We start from the raw sequence: 15968 nt of genomic DNA on the forward strand, positions 1-15968 counted from the left end.
ACGCCTACCTGAAGAACGTGCTGGAACGGCTGCCGACACACAAGGCCAGCCAAATCCACGAACTCCTGCCCCACAACTGGCAGCACAACGCCTGATCACTGACAAGCGGTGATGCCCGAACGCTTACGACCATCCCAAGCATTGATCGCGTGATTCGTCGGCGTCGCCACTACACTCCCGAGTTCAAGGTCAGGATCGTGACTGCCTGCCAGTAACCCGGCACCTCGGTGGCCGGAGTTGCCCTGGAACATAGCCTGAACGGCAACCTGGTGCACAAGTGGATCCGTGACGCGCGTCGGCGGGAGTCGGGGTGCGACACACCACCATTTGTCCCGGTACTGATGGTAAGCCCCTTGCCACCGCTGGCCACCCAGCATCAGGATGCTGAGTGCATCTGACTCACGATCCCGCGCCCTCAGGGGGCGGTGACCGTGGCATGACCCGTCTCCGCCGCGGAGAGCTGTCGCGCGATGCTTTGGGATCTGCTGTCGTAATCCTGGATCTCGATGGCCTGCCCATCGAGGTGTTTGGTCGTAAGCAATGGGATGGAGTCCTCCCCGTTTGCCAGCATGGAGGCCTTCCTGCGCGCCAACGACAACCCGCACGGCGTGGACATGATAGGGCTCGGAGATCCGTGGCTGATCGTGACAATCCACAATCCGCTGGACACCGAGCCGGGTCTCTACCCCACCATACTCCGCGGCGCCTTCAAGCCCTCGCAGATCACAGACTTCATCAACCGTGAGGCCATTGTATACGGATCCGTACATATGCGGTGGTCTGGGAGGGCACCGGGGGTGACCCCGGTCCCTACCCGATTGCTTGGCCGAGCCGCGTGACGCTGCGAGACAGAGAAGCGGCATAACTCCAGGTGCGCTGTCCTGATCCTGACCACCACCCACCACTGACGCTCATTTGTCCCGCCCTGTTGCCTCGCCTGCCGCGCCTGTTCTGGAATGGCTCCAACGCCCGCCTTGTCACGAATTCCTCAACGAGTGCGCCCTGCTGGCCTCTCCCGAGCCGGGTCTCAGCAGACTCCTGTCTGCAGCGACGTTCCGTCAGAGGGCAAGAACTGATGTTCCGGCCCCGTGGCATGGGCATCGGGGCCGAGCGCGGTCAGAAGGTTGGTGGGGTATTTACCCAGACGATACGGGCGGTAGTGCGACCAGGGTTGCGGTAGCGGTGCTTGCGATTGGACGGAAACCAGAAGGAGTCCCCGGTCTGCAGAAAGAAGGTCTCATCATCGACCTGAAGCTCCAGGCAGCCCTCGATCACCAGGCCCAGCTCCTCGCCTTCATGGCTGATGGCGCCGTCGCTTTCGGCGCCTGGTTCGACAATGTGAATGTTTGCCTCGAGCAGGGCATTCTGTTCGGTTGGAGCCAGGCCTTCCAGTGCGATCTGACCCGAGTAGTTGGCACCCTTCAGGCGAATCATCGGCCGCTCCCCGGCACGTCGCACGATGCCGGCGGCCTTCGGGGTCTCGAACAGCGAGGCGATGCTGACGTCTAGGGCATGCGCAATGCTGTGCAGGACCCTCAGTGAGGGTACGGTATGGCCCGCCTCGATCTTGGATACCATGCTTTCCGAACAGGCTGCCTGCTTGGCCACCTCCCGCATCCGCAAGCCACGGCTCATGCGAAGGTGTTTGATGCGTATGCCGAGCTCACTATCGGTTTCACCGGTTGGTGTTGTTTTTGGATCTTTCCCCATCGATTGGTCTCTTCTCTTCAAGTGAGATCCCGAGGAATGTCTGGTCGATTTCCAAGGGCGGTTAGGTCTGGCGCGCCGGCACTGTTTTAGTGCATCGAGGCTGCCCTGGTGCAAGTGAGAGGCTGAGTATGGCAGCTACCGCTTATTGTATCGTCGCGTCGGGCAAGCGTCTCGAATCACGCCATCAGGCAGCGAAAGACAGCATTTATACAACCATAACAAGGCGTTGAGGCGCGGTATGGCAGCCTTGTGCCCCATCATTCGTGACAAACTGCCTGCTATGGCCTGGTCCTTGCAATTCTTTATGAAAGGTCTATCTTGGGATTCATGCCCATGAATATAGGTAAGGTTCTATCATTATGACTGCTAGCAAGCCAGGCCGCGATACGGCAAGAACATCCGGATGCCCAGAGGTCGCCATCGATGGCGAGCGTCTCTGGCATCGCCACATGGCGCTGGCCAGCCACGGTGCCCTGGCCCGGGGCGGCGTGAACCGGCAGGCGTTTACGGCGGTGGATGCCGACGCGCGGTTGCAGTTGATGGCGTGGGCCGCCGAGAGCGGGCTTGAGCCCTCGATCGATGCCATCGGCAACCTGTTCCTGCGCCTGGCCGGCACCGATTCCACCCTGCCGCCGGTCTTGACGGGATCACATCTGGATACCCAGCCGGCGGGAGGCAAGTTCGACGGTACCTTCGGGGTATTGGCGGGGTTGGAGGCCTTGACGGCGATACAGGCACGGCAACTGTCGTTGCCGCGTTCGCTGGAGCTGGTGGTGTGGGCCAATGAGGAAGGGTCCCGTTTCCCGCCAACCACCATGGGATCGAGCGTGTTTGCTGGCGGCATGAAATTGGACCAGGCACTGGCCGCGCGGGATGATCAGGGCATGGCGTTGGGGGATGTGATCGAGCTCTTCCTGGCGCGGCACGGTGAGCTCCCCCGTCGCGACTTCGGCACACCGGTGCACGCTTATCTGGAAGCCCACATCGAGCAGGGTCCGGTGCTGGAGCGCGCGGAATGCTCGCTGGGGATCGTGTCGGGCATCCAGGGACTGCGCTGGTTCGAGATCGAGGTGCAAGGCCAAGAGGCTCACGCGGGTACCACACCCCGCGCGGCACGCCGCGACGCCCAGGCGGCGGCCATGCGCATCGCGATGGCGCTGACCCGCTATTTCGAGGATGAGGACGATATCGCCCGGTTCACCATCGGGCGCTGGCAGGTGCAGCCGGGATCCCCGAACACTGTCGCTGGGCGGGTGGTGTTCACCATCGACTTCCGTCATCCCGACGCCGGCGCGCTCGAGCGCATGGGGGATGCCATCGCCCCACTCTGCGAGCAGCTGGCAGCTCCCTGCGACGTGCTGGTCCAAGAACTGTCGCACTCGGCACCGATTCATTTTCCGTCAGCCATTCGCCGGCTGTTGACCTTGGCCGCCCGCGACGCAGGCATGGCGACCCTGGAGCTCATGTCTGGTGCCACCCACGATGCGAAATGGCTGCATACCATGGCCCCGACAGGAATGTTGTTTGTGCCCTGCGAGGGCGGTGTCAGTCACAACCAGGCGGAAAGTGCAGCCCCCGAGGATCTCCGCGCAGGCACCCAGGTGTTGTGCAATGCCTTGATTCGTCTGGCGGGAGAGTCTGGAGCCGCACGTATGCCTTCATCGCAATAGGCCATCCACTGGGCTGCCTATTGCACCTTACCGCAACACCAACAACCCACAACTTTAACAAGAGGTACTGTTCCATGACGCTTTCAGGCATGAAGACGGTCGTCGGTATGACGGCCATGGCACTCGCACTCGGTGCCGGGGCTGCCCAGGCCAAGGATACGGTCGAGGTGGCCTTTATCGGTCCGCTCTCCGGGGGCGTGGCCGCCAACGGTCTCGGCGGACGCAACTCGGCAGAGCTGGCGGTCGCGCTGCGCAACCAGGACCCCGATGCCAAGTACCATTATGAGCTGCTGGTGCTCGATGATGAATGCAAACCCAATATCGGTGTGCAGGTGGCGACCAAGGCGGCGGCCGATCGAGATGTGATTGCGGCGGTGACGCACTACTGTTCCGCGGTGGCCATGGCCACGGCCGATGTCTATCACCGATTCAAGTTGCCGGCGGTGGTGTGGGGTGCCGTCTTGCCGGATGTGACCTATGGCAACGAGTACCCGGAAGTCCACCGCGTCAACGGCACGATGATCAACCAGAACGAAACCGCCGCGCAGTTCATGACCGAGCAGGGCTACAAGAAGTGGGTGGTCATTCATGACACCACGGATTATGGCAAGGGCCACAACGAGCACTTCTCGAAGTTTGTCACCGAGAGTGGTGGTGAGATCCTCGAGACCTTCGGTGTCGCCTCGGACCAGCAGGACTTCACCGCCGAGCTGACGCAGGCCAAGGCACTGGCGCCGGATGTCATCTACTTCGGCGGTCTGTCGCCGTTGGGTGTGCGTCTCCGTCGCCAGATGGAGAAACTCGGTATCGAGGCGCAGTTCGAGGGTACCTCGGGCATCGTTTCCGATGCCTATCTGCAGGGACTGGGTGATCTGGCCGAGGGTTCGCTGGCCTTCATCGAAGGGGCGCCGCTGGCCAAGCTGCCGGGTGGCCAGTTCTTCAAGGAACAGTACGAGGCAGCCGGCTATACCGATCCTGCCGAAGCCTATGGTCCCTTCGCCTTCGCGGCCATGGATCTGGTGCTCGATACCATCGAAGCGGTGGGGCCGGATCGCGGCAAGGTCATCGATGCCCTGGGCAACACCGAGGGCAAGGATTCCATCGTCGGCGAGATCACCTTCGACGATCATGGCCAGAACGTCGTGGCCCTGATCACCAAGTATGTCGCCCAGGACGGCGAGTGGCTCGTCTGGGATGACAGTGAATATGCGTCTGGCCAGCGTAGTCTGGTCAATGTCCAGTAACACCTCGAGCCGTTCGGGAGCGCCTCCTCAGGGAGGCGTGCTCCCGCCCGCCCTTTTCCACACACGACTTTCGAGGTGCCTTCAATGGACATCGGACTCCTGGGTCAGTATGTCATCAACGGCCTCATGCTGGGGATGATGTACGCTCTGGTCGCCGTAGGATTCACCCTGTTTTTCGGGGTGCTCAACGTTATTCAGTTTTCTCATGGCGATGTTTTGATGGTGGGGTCTTTCGTTGGCTATACCGCCATCCTGGCGCTGGCGGCGATCGGGATCGATAATCCCATCATCGAGTTGCTGGGGGCACTGCTGGCATCGGTCGGTGTGGTGGCCCTCCTGGGGGCACTGATTGCCAGATACCTGGTGCTGCCGCTGCGATCGTCGCCGCCGCTCAATACATTGCTGATCACCCTCATGCTGGGCACCGTGCTCCGCGAGAGCGTTCGCCTGTTCTTCCCCGATGGTTCCAACCCCAAGCGCTTTCCTGCCCTGCTGCCCGATGAGGCCTTCACCTTTGGCAGTTTCACCCTGCGCGTCGACAGTCTGATGTTGTTGATCGCCGGACTGCTGCTCATCGTCGCCCTGCATCTCGTGATCAATCGCACGCGTTTGGGCCTGGCCATTCGGGCGGTCGCCCAGGATGAAGAAACGGCCATGACCATGGGAATCAATTTCCGGCTGGTGGTGCTGGTGACCTTCGCCATCGGCTCGGGTGTCGCTGCCTTCGCCGGGGTAATGAATGGCCTGTATTACAACGAGATCAATTTCGGTAACGGCCTGCTGCTCGGGGTGATCGGCTTTGCCGCCGCGATCATCGGTGGGCTCGGCAGCATCTACGGTGCCATCCTGGGCGGCTTCCTGTTTGCTGCATTGCAGACCATCGGTTCCGTGGCCTTGCCGTTTGCCAGCGCCTACAAGGACGTCTTCGCGTTTGCCGTGGTGATCGTGCTGATGGCGTGGCGACCGACCGGGCTGATCGCCGAACGTACCAGTGAAAGGGTCTGAGTCGATGCAAAATAATCTGATATACCGAATCCCCGTGCTCGGTCGACTCTCGGAGTCGAACCTGTCGCTGTTCGCTGGGCTGCTCGCCGCGCTGCTCACGACCGGCTTCGCGATCTGGTTTCTCAAGGCGGAAAACGAGTACGTCATCGGCTTCCTGCTGGCGCTTGCCGTGGCGGTGACGCTCGGCGTGTCTCGCCTGGGGGGACTAGGCTATGTCGGTCGCGCCTTCAGCGATCATGAAAAACTCATGAATGGTGCTGCCGTGTGCGGCGTGCTGGCCTTGGCGGCGGTGTTCCGCGAGGATCACTTCACGCTGCTTATGATCGCGATCGTGCTGCTCTACATGCTCGCCGGCCTGGGGCTGACCATTCAGTTCGGCTATCTCGGGCTGGTCAACCTGTCCGGGGCATCTTTCCTCGGGGTGGGGGCCTATACCTCGGCGGTCCTGCTGGCCCATACCGCCGTGCCGCCCCTGCTGGTGCTGGTGATCGGTGGGGTGATGTCGGCACTGGTGGGGTGTCTACTGGTACTGCCGGTGCTGCGTACCAAGGGACACTACTCGGCGGTGGTGACCATCGCCTTCGCCATCCTGTTCATGAGCTTTCTCCAGGTCAACGACACCCTGGGCGGGCCACAGGGCCTGGCCACCGGTGAAATGGCGCTGTTCGGCTGGGGGTTCAACACCGGGATCGAGCTGGAGAATGGCTTCTACGGGTCCTTTTACCTGAACTACCTGTTGCTGGCCCTGGCCTTGCTGGTCATCGCCTTCGCCCTGGTCAAGCGCCTGGAACGCTCCTGGATCGGGTTGAGCATGGATGCCGTCAGGCTCGACGAGACGGCGGCCGCCTGTTACGGGCTGAGCATCGCCCGCTGGAAGGTCGTCGGCTTCACGCTGGGGAACTTTCTGATCGGCATGGCCGGTGCGCTGTATGCCATGATGCTCGGCTTCATTGCTCCCGCCAACTTCAGCTTCGGCGACTCCCTGATCCTGGTCTCCATCGTGCTGTTGGGCGGCATCGGCAATCCCTGGGGGCTGGCGGTGGCGGCAGCCATTGTCGTCATTTTGCCCGAGAAACTGCAGATGATTCAGGAGTACCGATTCCTGCTGTTTGCCGGCCTGGTGGTCCTGGTGCTGCTGTTCAGGCCGGACGGACTGCTTCCTCGCGGCATGCGTAATTACATCCCGGGCGGGGGGGCCAGATCATGAGCGCGTCAGATGTACTGCTGTCCTGCGAGGGGGTCACGCGCCGATTCGGTGGCCTCGTCGCGCTGGATCATCTCGATCTCGAAGTGAAGCGTGGCGATATCCTCGGCTTTCTGGGGCCCAACGGCTCGGGCAAGACGACCTTCTTCAATGTCCTGACGGGGATCTACGACTTCAGTGACGGCCAGGCTCACTTTGCGGGTGAGAACATCAGCAAGCACTCGGCCCAGGCCGTGTATCGTGCCGGCATCGCACGCACCTTTCAGCGTTCACGCATGTGCCTGTCGCTCTCCCTGTTCGACAACATCATGGTCGGCAATCACAAGCATCTGAACCTGGGGCTGGGCTTCAACCTATTTCGGCGCGGCGCCTTCGCGCGGGATCTCGAGCAGCGTTACGAGCAGGCCCGCGATCTCGTGCGGGCCTTCAGCCCGAACCTGGCCGATCGCATGTCCGAGGCGGTAGGGGGCTTTCCGATGCTGGATCGGCGGCGCATCGAGATCTGCCGAGCGCTGATCAGCCAGCCCAAGCTGCTGTTGCTCGACGAGCCGTCGGCGGGCATGACCCATGAGGAAACCCATCAGCTGATGGGGGATATCCTCTCGGTGCGCGAACATACCCCGGAGCTCTCGATCATCATCATCGAGCACGAAATGAGTGTCATGGAGCGCATCACCGATCACTGTGCGGTTCTCAATTTCGGCAAGAAGATCTGCGAGGGCACCTACCAGGATGTCGTCAACAACCCACAGGTGCGTGAAGCGTACCTCGGCATTGAGTGAGCGCTGTCATGACCGAAGGGCTAAAGATAGAGAACGTCTATACCGCCTATGACAAGGCGGATGTGCTGGAGGGCGTCTCCCTCGCGGTGCGGCCGGGGAAGATTACCTGCCTGCTCGGGTCCAACGGGGTAGGCAAGACCACCCTGATTCGCTCCATCCTGGGACTGACCGTACCGCGCGAGGGGCGGATCACCTTCAACGGGCAGGACATTACCGGCCTGTCGACCCACAAGGTGATCGCTAATGGCATCTCCTGCATTCCTGAAGGGCGCAAGGTGTTTCCCAAGCTCACCGTCGAGGAAAACCTGCGCCTGGGGGCCTATCAGGTGAAGTCCGACGCGGTGATCCGTGAGCGCATCGAGGAAGCCTACGAGATCTTTCCGCGCCTGAAAGAGCGCCATGTCCAGCTCGCCGGGACCATGTCCGGCGGCGAACAGGCGATGCTGTCCATCGGCCGGGGGCTCATGAGCTCACCGCAACTGCTGCTCATCGATGAGCCCTCGCTTGGGCTGTCGCCGCTGTTCGTAAAGGAGAATTTCAGCATCATCGAGCGCATCAACGAGCGCGGGGTGACCATCTTTCTGGTGGAGCAGAACATGCGCCAGACCCTGGCGATTTCCGACTACGGCTATGTGCTGAGCAAGGGGGGCGTGGTGGCGGAAGGTGATGCCAAGGCCTTGAGTGAGAACGATGAGGTTCATCAGGCCTATTTCGGCTGAGGGCAAGTCCACAGGCACCCTGTCGGGTCCCACCGGCCAGCATCGCCGCAGGTCGATTCCATTCATCAGGAGAGGTTCATCATGCCGAGTTCGGTCGATCCCGTGGCGCTGACCCAGGCGCTGGTACAGTTCAACACCATCAACCCCCCCGGGCAGGAGCGCGAGTGCGCCCATCATATCGGGCAGTTGCTGTCGGCGGCGGGCTTCACGGTGGCCTATCCGGAGGGCGAGGAGGGGCGCAGTAATGTCATCGCGCGTCGGGGGGGGCACTCTGGCAAGCCGATCTGTTTCACAGGCCATATCGATACGGTGCCCCTCGGCGCCCAGCCCTGGAGCGTCGATCCGTTTTCCGGTGACATCATCGATGGCAAGCTCTACGGACGCGGTTCCACCGACATGAAGGCGGGCGTCGCTGCCTTCGTCGCCGCGGCCATCGATCTGGCGGATACCTTCGATGAGGGGCCCGGCGTGGTTCTGGTGATCACTGCCGGCGAGGAAACCGGCTGTGAGGGGGCGTATTTTCTCGCTACGCAGGGGGGTCTGCTCGGCGAGGCCGGTGCCATGATCGTGGCCGAGCCGACCAGCAACTTTCCCATGGTCGGGCACAAGGGGGCGCTCTGGCTCAATGCCCTCACTCAGGGGGCCACCGCGCATGGGTCGATGCCCCAGCATGGCGTCAATGCCGTGTACAAGGCCGCGCGGGTCGTTGCCAAGCTCGAGGCCTTCGAATTTCACCGACCGCCGCATGCGGTGCTCGGCAGTGATACGCTGAATGTCGGTACCATTTCCGGTGGCCTGAACATGAACTCCGTGCCGGATTTGTGTCGTATCGGCATCGATATTCGCACGACGCCGGGCGCCTCGCATGATGCTCTCCGCGATGGCCTCGGGGGGCATCTCGCTCCCGACTTGAGCGAGCTGGAAACTGTGATCGACTTGGATGGCGTATGGACCGACCCCCAGCATGCCTGGGTGCGGGAGGTATTTGCCATCATGCAGCCTGTGCTCGGGGACATGCCCGACGCGCGCGGGGTCAACTATTTCACCGATGCCTCAGCACTCACGCCATACTACGGCGATATTCCGACCATTATTCTCGGGCCTGGAGAGCCGTCACTCGCCCACCAGACGGATGAATACTGCTTTGTCGATCGCATCGAGCAGGCCAAGGCGGCCTATGTCGCCATCATGACCCACTGGAATGCCTCGTGACTCCCCCCACATGGCGCACCGCCACAGACGGCCTGACAGCGATCAGGACCGGTGACCTCACCAGCGAGGCGCTGATGCGGGAATGTCTGCAACGCGTGGCGGCCCGCGAGCCTGATGTCGCCGCCTGGCAATATCTCGATGAGCGTCGGGCGCTCGAGGAGGCCCGCCGTCGGGATTCATCAGCATCACAGGGGCCGCTGCATGGTATGCCTGTCGCGGTGAAGGACTTGTTCAGCACCCATGACATGCCGACCGGGTGTGGCTCGGCCATCTATGCCGACCATCGGCCCGCCTCGGACGCCGCAGTGGTGGCACTGCTTCGCCGTGCCGGGGGCATCGTCATGGGCAAGACCGTGACCACGGAGTTCGCCTTCTACTCGCCCGGCGGCACGCGCAACCCTCATGATCTAGAGCGCACACCGGGGGGCTCGTCCAGTGGCTCGGCCGCGGCGGTGGCGGATGGCATGGTGCCGTGGGCCCTTGGTACCCAGACCGCCGGCTCCATCATTCGACCCGCGTCCTATTGCGGCGTGGTGGGGTACAAACCTACCTATGGCCTGATCAATACGGCGGGGCTTAAGCCCGCTGCCTGGTCGCTGGATACGGTTGGCGTGTTCGCCCGCAATGTTCCGGATGTCGGGCGATTGGCTGGCGTGCTGAGTGGGCGCGATCTGGCCCCGTCATGGCCAGCAACACATCTTCCGAGGGTGGGGCTATGCCTTACGCCCCAGTGGGAGGCCGCCACGGCGGATACCGAGCAGGCCCTGCAAGAGGCGGTGATGTGTATCCGGGACGCTGGCGGCGAGGTGCACAACGTGAGGTTGCCGGCCAGTTTCGATGAGCTCCTCGCGGCCCAGCACACCATCATGATCTATGAAGCCTGTCGCAGCCTGGCCTTCGAGCGTGACCGGCATGGCGATCAGCTCAGCAGCCAGCTCAAGGCGCTGCTGGATGAGGGTAGCGGCGTGCCGGCGGTGCGTTATGACCAGGCCCGGCAGACCGCGCGGGGCTGTCGAGCCGAGCTTGGTCGGGTCTTCATGGACATTGATGTCCTGCTGGCGCCCAGCGCCCCGGGGGAAGCGCCGGCACATGCCGCAGGAACGGGTGACCCCGTATTCAGCCGCATCTGGACATTGCTTGGTACACCTTGCGTCAACGTGCCCGGCTTGACAGGTGCCAGCGGTATGCCCGTCGGCGTGCAGCTGATCGGCCCCCGTGATGGTGATCTGGCTACCTTGAGTATCGCCGAGTGGCTTTTCTCGCGGTTGAATGGAGGCTAGCGGCTGCCGCCTTGCCGATCGATCGGGCCATGCGCCGAGGAGACTTGAGACGGAGCAATGCCATCGGTTGATCATCGGTTCCCGCATCTGCATGACGTCTTTGGCAGCCCTCTCGAGGGCTGCCGGTTGGCCATGGTTCAGGCGTATGGTGCTACTGATGAGAGCAGCAGGGTTCATCAGGACGTCTCTCAGCATTGCACTCGACATCCTTGAACTGATCTAATTGGGGCGAGGCATTCTTTATCTTGAGCGCCGAGTTATCGACCAGCGCCTGCTGATATTTCTCCTCCAAGGATGCCGAGGACACAGGGTGAAATTCCTTGTTGAATCAAGCTTCTGTTTACCACCCCATTAGGCCGTTGACAGCTTGGGATGCCAGCGTTTTCAGCGTTTCGTGACCACCAGATCAAAGCCTTCGATCAAGGCCTCGAACTCGGCATGGCTGAGGGCAATGGCCTTGCCTGCCTCGATCTCCCAGCCTCGTGCGTCATGCTCTGGCGCCTCATCGGGCGCCATCACCGGGGCAAAGATCGACGACACGTCACTGGCCGCTCGGGACGCCGCAGGCGCCGCTGCCCCCGTCTCCCTGTCGGCGCTTCCAGAGCTGGAAAGAGCTTTTGGACAGACCCTTCTGTTCACAGAACGCACGCTGAGACAGCCCGCCGCTGGCTTACTCCTCGATCCAGGCCTGCCACTGCTCGGCCGAGTATCGCGGATGGCGTCTGGTAGGCATAGGAACTGACTCCCCGTCGATGGATGACGGGATCAGCGTAGGGGGGCAACCTGCTTCGGAAAATAACGCGCCGGAATGGCCAGACTGACCGTGAGGCCATGTTCGAGCTGCAAGTCCTGCAGCACCACGGCGGCGTTGCCAGCATGCTGCAGGAAGCGGGCCTGCAGCCAGTCCTCCAGGCCATCAAGCGACTTGGTGCGCTGCGGGCTGGCATAGGGTGCCCAGCCGCCCTGTCGCAGGTAGCGCTTGACGGTGTTCTTGCTGACGTCGAGTTCGTCGGCGATGCGCCGGTCGCCCCAGCCGCAGGCCTTCAGGCGCAGCATGGCCGCGACATCCTCTGGGTTCTGCATCGGTTCCCCTCGTACCTGAGTGTGGGGAACGTTATATCCGGGTTGCTGCATGCATGGACCCTCCTGGTGAGATCACGGAGGGGGCAATTCTCCGTGTCGCCTGGGGGTCAGTTTTCCATGTCACCCGACAGGAATCGGGCATACACCGTGGTCCAGGGGCCATAGCGCTCAGGCAAGTCACGCCATTTGGCCCCCGAGCACAGGACCCAGAAGATGCCATTCAATACCTGGCGGTCATCCCGCCGTGGCCGGCCCATCGCCTGGGGCGGTGAGACGATATCCTTGATCAGCGACCAGCTGTGCTCGGAGAGCTCGTTCTGCCATACCTCACCTATGCTGCTGCGGCATGGGAAAAGTTAGCAGCATTTACTTTTCGTACAAAACCTAGACAACGTCCGGCAGGCGATGGGGCGCAACCCGGAGGTCGAGGCGCTCTACGTGCAGGTGCTTGAGATCTATTCGGCGACGCTTGGCGACCGGCATCTGGAATAGGCGACGACGCTGCTCAGCCTGGCCCAGGTCTGGCAGGCGATGGGGCGGGGCGCTACCTGGAGGCCGAGGCGCTCTACGCGCAGGCGCTAGAGATCCTATCGGCGACGCTCGACGCTCGACGACCGGCATCCGCACTACGCGACGACGCCGAACAGCCTGTCTTGGCTGCGTCGAAGCATTGGGCGGCTCGATGAAGCCGATTCAGGTTCGGCTCTCGCCCTGGCAATCATGACGAGTGCTTTTGATGCAGAACATCCTCACGTGGGATGCGTTCTCGACAGTCGTGCCATGATCCTTGCCGAACTGGGTCGGACGGACGAAGCGCGGCGCGAGTCCGACTGGGCAGTCGCGATCCTCGAGACGGCCCTCGGCGCCGACCACCCTTGGTGCATTAATCCCGCCTCATTCATCAGGTTACCGAATGAGGGTGTTGAACCGAGTGGTCGCTGGCATCGACCCACTTCAACGTCATCAAGCCGCTTGATAGCCGGGTAGTCTATTCCTTATCCGACTCACCGATCGTCTATTCATGCCTTTTAAGCATTAATATCGAGCGCCGGCGCAGCCGTTACCGCCGACCTTCGCTGTGGCCGCTCTACTGGCTGATTGAATCATGGTGATGCCGAGTGTCAGGCCAGGGCCGTTAGCCGAGGCAACCCCTTCAGCAAGGTGGGCCACCATTTGTCGGCGGCATCGCCGAGGTGCACCGTGATGCGTCGGGCGTGCAGCGACAACGTCGCCGCGACCTTGAGCACCTGCTCGCGCATCCGGATCAGGCTCCACCCCTGGTGCGTCCGGCTCTCCAGCAAGCGCCGCAGCCCATGCAGGACCTGGTAGGCGTAGAGGCTCAGCAGCAGGCTCACCTCGTTGCGGGCCATCACGTCCTGGACAGTGGAGTCGCCGCGATCCGTCGAGGAGAGGTGCACGTCGAGGGCCGACTTCACCTCGCCCATGTGAGCCTCGGCGCTGCCGCGCTTGCGGTAGAGCGCCAGGACCTTCGCCGGCGGCCAGTCGAACTTGCCAAGGTTGGTGACCAGGAAGAAGGCATGCAGCAGCAGATCATCGGGGCGCTCCTGCACCACCAGCACGACGCGTCGCGGCGCCGGCCACGACCCCGCCTGGTACGTCAGGTCGTGGCACCACTCCCGGGGTTGTTCGGGGCGGCGACCTCGTGGACGCCTCAGGTACGGCGCCGCCAGCTTCTGAAGCCCCGAGTGACTGCGCAGCCGTCCCAAGTACTCAATGCCGCGCTCTTCCAGCGCCTCCAGCGTGTCGTTGTCGGTGAAGCCGGCATCGATGCGCACCCGCACCCTGGCCCCGAGGCTCTCGTTGAGTCGCCGCACCAGGTGCGGAATCCAGGTATCGGCATTCTCGGCTGGGCCGGCGTTGCCCTCGCGCAGCAGGCCTCCGACCATGTCGCCGGTCTCGGCCAGCGAGGCGATCAGCGGCGAGTAGATCCGCGCGCCAACATGGCCGTGGTAGGCCGATCCGCCCTGGTGGCCGAAGACTTCGATCGGCAGGCCGTCGATATCCAGCGTCAGGTGTTTGGGGCGTTCGCCGCCGTTCAGCGAGGTCAGTCGCCAGATCGCCAGCCGCAGAAGACCTTCATGCACGGTAGTTGTCACCCCGGCCCAGGCAGGTCAGCAACCGCGACAGCGTGGCTTGGGACGGCCGGTCCTGTGCCAATGGCGTCGTGCTCCGCGCGTCGCTGCACACCAGTTGCCAGAGCGGATCGCGGCGCAGCGTGGTGGTATCGCTGAGATCGATCCAGCCCATGGCCCGTTGTAGCACCACGGTGCGGAGTTGACTGGCCAAGGTGTGGCGGACGCGATCCGGATCGCGCTGGTCGACCAGATGATCCTCAAGGGCGGCGATCACGCCGCTGCTGTCGAGGGCTTCGCGCAGCAGCAAGGCACCGCTGTCACTGGTGGTGCGCTGGCCATCAAGCTCAACGCGGATGGACCCGTTGCAGGACGGAATCCAGGGGGATAACCTTTCACCCATAGCGGATGGCCTCTTGAATCGTGTTCTTGCCGGAACAGCTTGATTCTACAAGAGAACCCATCCGCTATCTTCGTTCTCAGGCCTGCCTCATGAATATCCCGGGCTGAACAACGCGACCTCTTCGAGGCGATTGGCCTGCCGGCACCGATGGCATCCAGCTTGTAGTGCCAATTTTGAAAACGCGTTCCAGGATAATCAGTAGTTTACGCTTATAACTGTCGAACTCGAGGGTTCTTGCCCCTTTGAGGGGCTAACAATATAAAGCCCCGGCTTTGCCGGGGGATATTTACTCTGGCCTGGCAGCCGGATAACCGGCTGCCAGGACAAACAGATCACCTGAGGTGGTCAGAAAACAACCGGTGAGGCGTCAAATTTGCCGCGCTGAACACTTCAACCGCACCAGAACCGAGTTGTTCAGCGCTTCCCTAAGTCACATGTTTTGCTATAGCATCGGCGGCACGAATCGCATGAGCAATTTTTTTGGCGCTTAACGGAACAGGCACTGAATGAATGACACTTGCTGGTGCCATTGCTGCCTCTCCTACTTGTAATAGATCTTGGTCAGTAGCATCTGCTAGCCCCAAGCTCGCCAACGTAATGGGGAGGCCGATCGCGGCGCAGAACTGCGCAGCCTCGGTAATTTCTGTAATTGGACGGTTCTCTATAACTAATAGGCAAATGATACCGAATGCCACCTTTTCGCCGTGCATGAAGTCATGGGTCGGCTCCAAGACAGTCAGGGCGTCATGAATCCCGTGGGCGGCCGAAACGCCGCAATTCTCGAAGCCTAGGCCGGACAGCAGCGTATTCGCTTCAATAATGTTCTCGACTGCTTGCGTCAGACAGCCTGACTTCGCTGCATGATAGCCGGAAATCCCATCTCGCATCAAAGTATCATGACATGCCTTTGCTATCTGAGCCCCGGCGATTGTTGGGGCAAACCCTGAGTCTATATAGTTTTTTGACTGGCTTTCAAAATTTGATCGGGCTTCGTACCAAGTGGATAGAGCATCGCCCATCCCGGAGGAGAGGAAACGCACTGGCGCATTAAGTATTACTTCGCTATCCACTAAAACTACGTCTGGATTGCGGTTGCACTGTTCGACACGGACGTAGACACCGTCCTCCGTGTAAATTACTCCGATTGCGCTGGTCGGGCTGTCTGTCGAGGCAATAGTTGGCACAGTCATGATTCGGGCATCGACAGCCCTTGCGGTCAGCTTGCCGGTATCAAGGGTCTTGCCACCGCCCACGCCAATGACCACACCGGCTTCGGCATCACGTGCCAACGAAATGCAACGGTCTACTTCGGCATCAGTGGATTCACCTCCGAAGCGGGCCGCCGTCGCGGTCACGCCTGCTTCGGCTAGAGATGCCATGAGGGTCTCCCCATAGGTATCCTGAACGAACCCATCCATTAGAATCAGCGCTCTATCGGAAAGATCCGCAGCGTAGATCCCGAGACTGGCCAGTGCTCCAGGACCCTGTACATAACGCAGCGGGCCACCATATCCTCTGATATTCCCATATGCTTTTGTTCCCATGATATGACTCTCCTCTCGG

At 61.7% G+C, this 15968-nt stretch carries 15 protein-coding genes and 2 pseudogenes; 9 read left to right on the forward strand and 8 right to left on the reverse strand.

The window, feature by feature from the left end:
• Window positions 1-95 (forward strand): transposase domain-containing protein (locus MKP05_RS14535; protein ID WP_240566927.1); only part of this gene is annotated, 95 nt, incomplete at its 5' end.
• A gap of 320 nt (window positions 96-415) precedes the next feature.
• Here the strand turns inward: MKP05_RS14535 and MKP05_RS14540 are convergent.
• Both MKP05_RS14540 and MKP05_RS14545 read right to left on the reverse strand, forming a co-directional pair.
• Complete coding sequence (locus MKP05_RS14540; protein ID WP_181421982.1) at window positions 416-571, reverse strand: hypothetical protein; 156 nt, start codon at window positions 569-571, stop codon at window positions 416-418.
• A 545-nt stretch (window positions 572-1116) separates the two neighbouring features.
• The gene (locus tag MKP05_RS14545) at window positions 1117-1710 is read right to left on the reverse strand and encodes a cupin domain-containing protein (RefSeq protein WP_110282614.1); all 594 of its coding nucleotides are present in this window, start codon (window positions 1708-1710) and stop codon (window positions 1117-1119) included.
• Window positions 1711-2069: 359 nt separating this feature from the next.
• Here MKP05_RS14545 and MKP05_RS14550 point away from each other — a divergent pair, with 359 nt between their 5' ends.
• The 8 genes from MKP05_RS14550 to MKP05_RS14585 all read left to right on the forward strand — a co-directional run bounded on the left by MKP05_RS14550 (window position 2070) and on the right by MKP05_RS14585 (window position 10826).
• Window positions 2070-3380, forward strand: a complete 1311-nt coding sequence (locus MKP05_RS14550) for a M20 family metallo-hydrolase (RefSeq protein ID WP_110282613.1) — start codon at window positions 2070-2072, stop codon at window positions 3378-3380.
• A 116-nt stretch (window positions 3381-3496) separates the two neighbouring features.
• Window positions 3497-4624: a branched-chain amino acid ABC transporter substrate-binding protein gene (locus MKP05_RS14555; protein ID WP_240568993.1), complete on the forward strand. Its 1128-nt coding sequence runs from the start codon at window positions 3497-3499 to the stop codon at window positions 4622-4624.
• Window positions 4625-4708: 84 nt separating this feature from the next.
• Window positions 4709-5629, forward strand: a complete 921-nt coding sequence (locus tag MKP05_RS14560; RefSeq protein WP_219999887.1) for a branched-chain amino acid ABC transporter permease — start codon at window positions 4709-4711, stop codon at window positions 5627-5629.
• A gap of 34 nt (window positions 5630-5663) precedes the next feature.
• Window positions 5664-6836, forward strand: coding sequence for a branched-chain amino acid ABC transporter permease (locus tag MKP05_RS14565; protein ID WP_219999886.1), 1173 nt, complete (start codon window positions 5664-5666; stop codon window positions 6834-6836).
• A complete protein-coding gene (locus MKP05_RS14570) occupies window positions 6833-7615 on the forward strand; it encodes an ABC transporter ATP-binding protein (protein WP_110282610.1) in 783 nt (260 codons plus the stop codon). Before MKP05_RS14565 ends, MKP05_RS14570 begins: the two co-directional genes overlap by 4 nt.
• Window positions 7616-7623: 8 nt before the next feature.
• On the forward strand, window positions 7624-8334 hold the full coding sequence (locus MKP05_RS14575; protein ID WP_110282609.1) for an ABC transporter ATP-binding protein: 711 nt from the start codon (window positions 7624-7626) through the stop codon (window positions 8332-8334).
• 81 nt (window positions 8335-8415) lie between these two features.
• On the forward strand, window positions 8416-9546 hold the full coding sequence (locus MKP05_RS14580) for a M20 family metallopeptidase (RefSeq protein WP_240568995.1): 1131 nt from the start codon (window positions 8416-8418) through the stop codon (window positions 9544-9546).
• Entirely contained in the window at window positions 9543-10826 is a 1284-nt protein-coding gene (locus tag MKP05_RS14585) for an amidase (RefSeq protein ID WP_240568997.1), read from the forward strand. Before MKP05_RS14580 ends, MKP05_RS14585 begins: the two co-directional genes overlap by 4 nt.
• A 384-nt stretch (window positions 10827-11210) precedes the next feature.
• Here the strand turns inward: MKP05_RS14585 and MKP05_RS14590 are convergent, their stop codons facing one another.
• The 6 genes and pseudogenes from MKP05_RS14590 to MKP05_RS14610 form a co-directional block, all read right to left on the reverse strand.
• A complete protein-coding gene (locus tag MKP05_RS14590; protein WP_240568998.1) occupies window positions 11211-11366 on the reverse strand; it encodes a hypothetical protein in 156 nt (51 codons plus the stop codon).
• Window position 11367: 1 nt separating this feature from the next.
• Window positions 11368-11484: an IS66 family insertion sequence element accessory protein TnpA gene (gene tnpA, locus MKP05_RS22140; protein WP_439108998.1), complete on the reverse strand. Its 117-nt coding sequence runs from the start codon at window positions 11482-11484 to the stop codon at window positions 11368-11370.
• A gap of 107 nt (window positions 11485-11591) precedes the next feature.
• Complete coding sequence (locus MKP05_RS14595) at window positions 11592-11909, reverse strand: helix-turn-helix domain-containing protein (RefSeq protein WP_240568999.1); 318 nt, start codon at window positions 11907-11909, stop codon at window positions 11592-11594.
• 131 nt (window positions 11910-12040) lie between these two features.
• Window positions 12041-12244: pseudogene (locus MKP05_RS14600) on the reverse strand (transposase); the annotation flags it as partial.
• Window positions 12245-13030: 786 nt separating this feature from the next.
• A pseudogene (locus MKP05_RS14605) lies at window positions 13031-14443 on the reverse strand (IS1380 family transposase).
• 387 nt (window positions 14444-14830) lie between these two features.
• Entirely contained in the window at window positions 14831-15949 is a 1119-nt protein-coding gene (locus MKP05_RS14610; RefSeq protein WP_240569000.1) for a glycerol dehydrogenase, read from the reverse strand.
• Window positions 15950-15968 lie beyond the last annotated feature (19 nt).

It is taken from the genome of Halomonas flagellata, from assembly GCF_022487945.1.
In the GTDB taxonomy this organism is placed as follows: Bacteria; Pseudomonadota; Gammaproteobacteria; order Pseudomonadales; family Halomonadaceae; genus Halomonas; species Halomonas flagellata.

Bases quoted from the DNA above. Each gene is read 5' to 3' on its own strand.
- MKP05_RS14540 (WP_181421982.1), bottom strand. From the start codon at position 571: ATGCTGGCAAACGGGGAGGACTCCATCCCATTGCTTACGACCAAACAC.
- MKP05_RS14545 (WP_110282614.1), bottom strand. From the start codon at position 1,710: ATGGGGAAAGATCCAAAAACAACACCAACCGGTGAAACCGATAGTGAG.
- MKP05_RS14550 (WP_110282613.1), top strand. From the start codon at position 2,070: ATGACTGCTAGCAAGCCAGGCCGCGATACGGCAAGAACATCCGGATGC.
- MKP05_RS14555 (WP_240568993.1), top strand. From the start codon at position 3,497: ATGGCACTCGCACTCGGTGCCGGGGCTGCCCAGGCCAAGGATACGGTC.
- MKP05_RS14560 (WP_219999887.1), top strand. From the start codon at position 4,709: ATGGACATCGGACTCCTGGGTCAGTATGTCATCAACGGCCTCATGCTG.
- MKP05_RS14570 (WP_110282610.1), top strand. From the start codon at position 6,833: ATGAGCGCGTCAGATGTACTGCTGTCCTGCGAGGGGGTCACGCGCCGA.
- MKP05_RS14575 (WP_110282609.1), top strand. From the start codon at position 7,624: ATGACCGAAGGGCTAAAGATAGAGAACGTCTATACCGCCTATGACAAG.
- MKP05_RS14580 (WP_240568995.1), top strand. From the start codon at position 8,416: ATGCCGAGTTCGGTCGATCCCGTGGCGCTGACCCAGGCGCTGGTACAG.
- MKP05_RS14595 (WP_240568999.1), bottom strand. From the start codon at position 11,909: ATGCAGAACCCAGAGGATGTCGCGGCCATGCTGCGCCTGAAGGCCTGC.
- MKP05_RS14610 (WP_240569000.1), bottom strand. From the start codon at position 15,949: ATGGGAACAAAAGCATATGGGAATATCAGAGGATATGGTGGCCCGCTG.